Origin of the sequence: Caballeronia jiangsuensis (assembly GCF_046030135.1) — a bacterium.
Taxonomy (GTDB): Bacteria; Pseudomonadota; Gammaproteobacteria; order Burkholderiales; family Burkholderiaceae; genus Caballeronia; species Caballeronia jiangsuensis.
In genome coordinates this window covers 66,398-73,588 of the sequence record NZ_JAQQDB010000038.1, presented here as the reverse complement: position 1 = coordinate 73,588, position 7,191 = coordinate 66,398, and the positions used below count along the sequence as shown (strand labels likewise).

General features: G+C 60.8%; 3 protein-coding genes and 1 pseudogene. 1 reads left to right on the top strand and 3 read right to left on the bottom strand.

The window, feature by feature from the left end; genetic code table 11:
- Window positions 1-311 (bottom strand): hypothetical protein (locus tag PQR08_RS30335; RefSeq protein ID WP_408163369.1); only part of this gene is annotated, 311 nt, incomplete at its 3' end.
- Here PQR08_RS30335 and PQR08_RS30330 point away from each other — a divergent pair.
- Window positions 261-826: pseudogene (locus PQR08_RS30330) on the top strand (IS110 family RNA-guided transposase); the annotation flags it as partial. The gene PQR08_RS30335 and the pseudogene PQR08_RS30330 sit on opposite strands and share 51 nt — an antisense overlap.
- A gap of 79 nt (window positions 827-905) precedes the next feature.
- Here the strand turns inward: PQR08_RS30330 and PQR08_RS30325 are convergent.
- Together PQR08_RS30325 and PQR08_RS30320 are read right to left on the bottom strand one after the other, a co-directional pair.
- Complete coding sequence (locus PQR08_RS30325; RefSeq protein ID WP_250484814.1) at window positions 906-4,541, bottom strand: patatin-like phospholipase family protein; 3,636 nt, start codon at window positions 4,539-4,541, stop codon at window positions 906-908.
- A gap of 17 nt (window positions 4,542-4,558) precedes the next feature.
- Entirely contained in the window at window positions 4,559-6,421 is a 1,863-nt protein-coding gene (locus tag PQR08_RS30320; RefSeq protein WP_250484813.1) for a hypothetical protein, read from the bottom strand.
- Between the last annotated feature and the right edge of the window lie 770 nt (window positions 6,422-7,191).

Below are 7,191 nucleotides of genomic sequence, written 5' to 3'. Positions count from 1 at the left end.
GTCGCAATACTGCGCGAGGTCGGCAACAGGCCGGGCGTCAGGCCCGTCTGGACGACTGCTTCGATGACCTTCAATCGATCGACTTCACGCATGATCATGGTGATCGTCTCGATCGCGCTTCTGGCCGGCCTCCACAGATCGCGAAAACCGGTCCAGCTTGCGCTCAAAAATCCCCGAGGAACGACATAATGAAATGGCCAGCCCGATTCCAGCGATGATCCTGCGATGAGAGATTCGATCCAACGTAGAGGGAGGGTGACATTGACGAGGGCGAACTGATCGGCATCGATCTGGGCAAGCTTGTGTTTCATGCTCACGGGCTACATGCGAAGGGCCATGCGATCTTTCGCAAGAACCTTTCGCGTCAGCAGTTGCTTTCCTTCTTCAGCAATCTCAGAGCCGTTACTGTCGTTATGGAGGCTTGTGTTGGTTCGCGCTGGCTAGCACGCAAGCTGAACGCGTTGGGGCCTGTGACCAAACTGATTTCGCCGCAATACGTGCGGCCGTTCGTGAAGAGCAACAAGAATGACTACATCGATACTGAAGCGATCTGTGAAGCGGCGTCCCGACCAACAATGCGCTTCGTCGAGCCTCGACAGAAGCCCAGCAACTTCTAGCCGCGTTACATCGAACGCGTGAGGGTTTGGTGACTGAACGTACGGCCGCCATCAATCGAATTCACGGTATCTTGCTCGCATTTGGTATCGTGGGGCCAATGGCCATAGCAATCTTGCGCCGTTTGCCTGATGTCATCGCGATCCATGATCTTCCGCTTAGGCTTCTCCAAATTATTCAACGACTGCACGAACACTATAGATATCTCGACGCTTACAAGCCTGAAGCATCGCATGACAAATGAACGCGAATCGTTCGGGGCCGTCAGCGCGAACGTCTTCCTGATAACACTACGCCTTGCCGGGTGGCGTCGACGCGCTCGACTGTAAAGGAGGGAACCACACTTCGATCGTGCCCGGACGGCCTTCGAGCCGCCTGGACAAGGGCACGACCGTCCATGCGGGCGCTGCGCCCTTCGGGACCAGCAGGTCGGCGCAGGCTTTCGAGGCGGCATCGTGATAGATCACCGTTGGGACGCCGTAGGGCTGTGGCGCGGTCCGGCCGTTGCGCCTGGCCGTGTCCCAGACATCTTCGATTGGCGGAACGGATGCGCCCAGCGCGCGCCACGGATCGCGCAACGAACGGACGCGGTCGCGCATCTCGGGACCGTAGATCTGGATGTAGATGGAGCGGCCGGCGCAGGCGTTCGCCACATTCTTATCCCCCGGCGGTGCCGACGCGGACTGACCCGGTGCCGAAGCACTTTGCGCGGACGACGCAGCAGGCGGCGCCGGTACCTGTGGCCCCGATGCCGCCCCTGCCTCCACCGCCGACGAAGCAGAGGAAGCCGACGAAGCCGACAGATCGGCGGGAAGAGGTGGTGCCGTCGAATGCGGCCCGGTCGACACGGATGTACTCCATATCGCGTGGTTCGGGCAATTGATGGTCTTGCGACTGGTGTCGCCATAGCTGCGAATCCAGTATTGCGGCTCGCACAGATCGCGCGGCTTCGCTTGCAAGCAATCCGGAGCCGCATCGTCGACGAGCGCAACGCACGACGGATGAGGTTGTTTCAGACTCGAGCACGCCTCCTTGGTTTTGCTCACCATCGTCTCGATCAGATGCGAATTTCTGAACGCTTGCGAATTCTGTTCCGTGCATTCGATCTCGCCTATACGCCAGAGCGCGGACGCCATTTCGCCGATGCGCGCATCGTCCGAGACGCTGTGCGCGGAACTCGATATCGGCATCTTGCCGAAGATGTCGGTGAGTTCTTTCATCGATGCAGGCTGGATGTGCGAACTGCTGTCTCTCGCCTGAAGCTCGGCTTTGACCGCCTGCCACGTACTGAACCCGAACGTCGCGATCGCGCCGATGCTGAACGATGCCGTGACCGCGCCCGCCGCAGCAATCGGTGCGGGAAGACGCCTGTTCTGCGCGGGCGGATCTTTCGCGCCCGTGACCGGATCCACCGCATGTTCCGTGACGAAATGCGCTTCGGCGAAGGGTTCGAGTTGGTCAAGAACGTCGCTCGTCAAATGTTGCCCGAGCGCCTGACCGAGCCGGAAGTAGCTTTCCCACTGAGCTTCGCTGAAAAACTGGTCGGTCGTCGGCTCCTGCGGGAACTGCGGGTTGTCCGCCTTGAAGCTCATTAGATCGACGGGCATGTCGGCGTAGATGTTCGGCTTCACGACGATCATGTAGCCCGTTTTCATCGAATTCGCGTAGACGATCCTCGCGAGCGCGAGACAGGCCGTACTGTCGTCCGAGGCCAGTTCGTCGAGCGAGCCGAACCCGCAGAGCTTTTGCTCGCCGTCCGCTTTGGGCCGCAGAAAGGTCACTTCCGCATGCAGGTCGATGCGCGCTTTCCGCACGAGATTTTCGAGGTCGCGAAAGCCGTAGCGCGGGTCCGAGCCGCAGTCGGCCACCACGACGAGGCTGCATTGCTCGCGTAACAGGGCGTAAGCGCCGGTGTTCTCGAAATGTCCGCCGTCGCTCAGATACCAGTATCGCCGGTCGTCGCCGCTGAACCGGCCGACCAGTTCGCTCACCAGTTGACCGTACTTGCCAGTGCGCGCTCCGTGCCACCGCGCAAGCCTCCCGGAACCCTCCGCTCGTCCGATCGCCTGACTGTCCCACCAGTAGCCGAGGCGCAGGCCCGCTATTGTCGAAAGCGCCGCGATGCCAGGGCGTGTCTGGCCGCCGAGTCCGGGCGACACCGCCGCGCCCGAAATGGCCATCCACGAGCCGAGACTCGGCGCACCCGTAGGGTCGACCTTGATCCAGCCGCGCGACCCGACCCGACTCATGCCGTTGGGACCGACCGTCATCAGCAGCCCCTTGCGGTCCTGATTGAACAGGCCGCCTCGCGGGTCGCGCGTCTGGTTGATGCAGACGTTCAGGATGTGTATCGGGCCGCCGGCTTCATGAGGCTCATAGCGGTCGATGCTCACATCGTCGAACGGATGCACGTTGTCGATGCGCAGCATCGGTTCGTTCAGATTGGGGGCGAGTGGAGCGCCGGTCTCGCATTCGCCGGTCTTTTGACGGAAGCGCTCGGGGTTCGCTGCGCCGAGATAGCTTCTCACCAGCCGCGCGCGATAGAACGAGTAGAGCGAGGATCGATTGAGCGCATCGAGGTTCCGGAACGACACCAGCGCCACGACGAGCGGCGCCGTCACCATGAACGCAAGCCAGAGGACTGCGAGACCGAAGTCCATCCTCGTAAGAGGGTGGCCGAACAGCGCGCCCGTTACCGTACGATGCAGCAGACTGACCCAGAAGGCGACGATCAGCGCGAGAATCGCGATGCCCGCCAGGTTGACCAGAGCGAGCAGCCTGCGACGCGAAAGCGGCGCGAGATTCTGAGGCAGGTCGGAGATCCTGGGCAGAAGCACGCGCAGGACGATGATCGCGATCATGATGCCGCCGCCGATCACGCCCGAGTTGGCGTCTTTTCGGTTGGCGAACCACCATGCGAGACCGTCGATGATGCCGAGCAGAACGATAAGCAGAATGATGCGCAGAACGAAGGCGAGGCCGCTCGTCAATCGGTTGCGAAGCGCATCCGGCGCTTTGGGCGTGCGATATCGCATGATGCCGGCAAGACAGACGCCGAACACGGTCGCACTCAGAAAAGCCTGCATCGCAACGACCCATCCCACGGACAGTTCGAGCCTTCCCAGCGTGACCGTGCTGCCGTCCGGAGCGGAGCTGCTCAGGTGGCCGAAGTGGCGGATGAGGGTCATGGCCACCACGCTGCACAACGCGATCAGCCAGTGTTGAACATCGACGCGGCCGCCTTCCGTCTCGGGCGCAGTCCAGTAGGCGACGGCGAGCACGCATCCGATCCATACAGGTATCGGCAGCAGAATCCAGATGGTGGGCCAGAGCGAGAGCACGCCGAGCGTGCCGGTTCCAATCCAGCCCGGCGCTATGCAGTCTCCTCGCCAGAAAATGCAGTCCGCCCACGCCCATACCGCGAGGTCCAGCCCAACCAGTAAGCCGCCGATCAACATGCTCAGAACGGCTAGTTCGAAGTGAACGCCGATCAGGCCGCGTACGAAGTTCGCGGATGCGAACAGCAGGTCCTTCGTGCCGTTGGGAATGAGATAGCGGCCGTTGGCGCGGAGCCAGGCGGCGAAACGCCGGGCGTCGGCATCGGCGATGGCTTCTTCGATTTCGCGTGCTGTCCGGGGGGTGACGCTCTGCCCAGAGGTCTCGTCGCGGTTGACCGCGTTGTTGTACAGCTTGCCGATGGTCGCGCCGATATATCCGCCGCCGGAAACAGTGGACATCACATCGAACCGGCTCAGAACGCCATTGCGCGCGAGGGTCTTGAGCAGGCCGGCGCAAAATGTCGCGCTGCGAATTCCGCCTCCGGACAACGCAATGCCCGATAGTTCGATGGAACCTTCCGCGCTGGACGCGCCGATGTGCGCGCGGCGCTTGCGCGCCATTTTGGCTATTTCGGACTCCGCTTCCATTCGATCGTCCTCACGCTTCATTGCGCGCCTCCGCTGCTGGATGCCGGGTCTTGCGTCTTGGGGGTATCGGCTGCTTCCTGTGCGGGTGACGCGGCCGTGGCGGGACCGGCTTGTTGCTGTGCCGATGGCGAGTTCGTCGTGTCGTCGCCCGGCTTGCGCTTGTCGTCGTCCGCCTTGCCCTTGCCGTCGCCAGGCTTGGACTCGTTCGGCTTCCGTACTGGCGGGGTGTTCTTTGCCGTCTCGGCGGGCTTCTGCGATTGCGCATCGGGCACTTGCTTCTCCGGCACCTTGAAGCCGAGATAGACGCCGCTCGATATGCCCATCAGGGTAAGCAACGTCGTGCCGAATTCGGGCAGTTCGAGACGCTGCCACGTACTGATGATGTATACCATGCCCAGCGTCACCGTCCAGATGAGGATCTGCCAGCGTCCGATTGTCGGACCGCTTGCATCGGTGACGAGATCGGCGATGAATCCGTTCGACCTGATCGGTTCGATCAGCGCGTCGTACTTGTCCCACAGGTCTTTGTAGGTGTCGGCGACGGCTGAATCGAAACCGCGGATCGGGGCGTCGGCGATCCGCGTGTCGGGCTTTATGTCTTGCAGCTCGGGGCGACGTGACTGATCGCGCTGCTCGCGGCTGCGCATCATGGCGCGAACGCCATTGCGGAGAAAGCGCGACAGAGGCTTCCGCTCATCCGGAAAGACAATGTCGTGCAACAGCTCGACATGCCAGCGCGAGGTCAGGCCCAGCGCGTTCACGGCCTTCTCGATGTTGACCGTCTCGTTCTTGGACTTGTCGATCGCGATAGACGTGAGCGCAGTTCCCGCCGAAATGCCCATCAACATGAGCGATTCAGCGTTGAGCGTATCGGTCTGACCGACGAGCGCGTACATGAAGCAGAAGGCCCAGAAGGTCAGCATGAACCAGAACGCCATCTGACATCGTCCCAGACTGAACGGCAGTTTTTCGATGCGCATCTGCGGAATGCCACTGTCGCGCCCGAGCCCCATGTGCAGCACGACGATCGTGCAGGCGACGACGAGCAGCACCAGCAACAACACGATGATCATCAGGATTCCGTTGAAGACATGCAGTTTGATGGTCAGCACTGTTACCGTCTTCGTCTTGTTGCCGGATGCATTGACCGGGGTACTAGCGGTCTCGTCCGCGGTGGACGCCCCCAATGCTGCGGATGCTGCGGACGCCGCGCTCTCGCCTGCGGCATGCGTAGCGGGTATCGACGGAGGTGCGCTATTTTCCTTGTTCTTGTCCTTGGGTTTGAACTGGATCAAGAGCGGCTTACTGGCGGACCTGACGACAATGTTCACCTCTTTCGTCGGCGATAGCGGACTGCCCAGAATCGCTGCCCAGGTGCGGCGATTGCTTTGATCGGCGTCCGCAGCATCGCGCGACAGCGTGAACAGCAGTACGCGGTCGCTCGGACCGGCCGTGCACTGGACGAGTCCAGACTTGTTCTCGACGAAGAGATCGATGTCATCGCACGAGACAGCGGCCGTGCCGTTCATCTCGACCTGAATGGACTGGTCGAGGGCGGTCGATTCGCTTCTGGCGGGGACGAGAATGGTTGCGGTCGTAGGAGCGTCGGCTGATTCGGCGGACAGCGCGGGAAGCAGCGATAAGCAAACGACGAGCAGACGAACAGCCCGTGAAAAAGGGATGCTGGCCATGACGCCTCCTTCGACTCGGTCGTTAGTCGGAAAGCAGGTGAGGGCACACAACGCCGGACGCTGCGCGTGAGCGAGGAGACACACGGTCCGCTGCGCCCCGGCATGCAGATCGCCTGCGCGCAGGGTGTAGATGGCACGTCTTGCCGGATCGGCGTCTGTCTTCAGTTGTCCGCTGCGTCCGGCCAGCACAGTCGGCGTGAGCGGATTCCTGTGGTGATCCTACTGGCGACAATCACGTCTCCTCCCGAATCGTTATTTACGTGATATCTGGAAGTTGTACTTATCTCGATCTCAGCTTGTAGCCTGAGCTAATTCTAGATTCCCGAATCGAATATGAAAGACGCATATGTCGCCGTTATCCGCCACGCATACGGCGCGAAACGACTAGCGACCAAGGCGCATCGGAATTGTTTCCGCGACGAGTCGTGGTGTGTGAGATGGAGGACGTGACGCGTTTAGGGTTTCGCGGCGCGGAAGGATGGCTGTCAGATTTTTTTATGCCAACCGTACGAGAGCGCTCACTTCTCTGCCTTGTGCCTTCTTCGCTTGGTCTGATCTCGAGATCGCGGATCGTCTCGCGGTTTTCTCATCGCGTCATTATCACAGCGCCGCACTGGCATAGCCGCCGCGTCAATTCTTAACAATGCCCGGTCGAGAGCCGGGCGTGTTGCAGTGCGGAACGTAGAGGCAGGGCCGTATCATGTGCGGAATCTAGGAGAAGGCTCTTGAACAGTAAGGCGTCCACACTCAATTCCTCGGTGAACTGTTCAAGAATTGGCTTCTTCCGCTCGTTGAAGACTGGCGTGTTCGCGCTCCACGGCAAAAGGCGCAATCTGTACGCCATAATTTGACATAAATCTATTATTTCATATGGAGTGCTTGGTATCGAGATGCGACCGAATCTGGAACCGACTTTGGAAGACATTGAGCTTCCATCGCGCGGTTCGCTCCTGCATTCG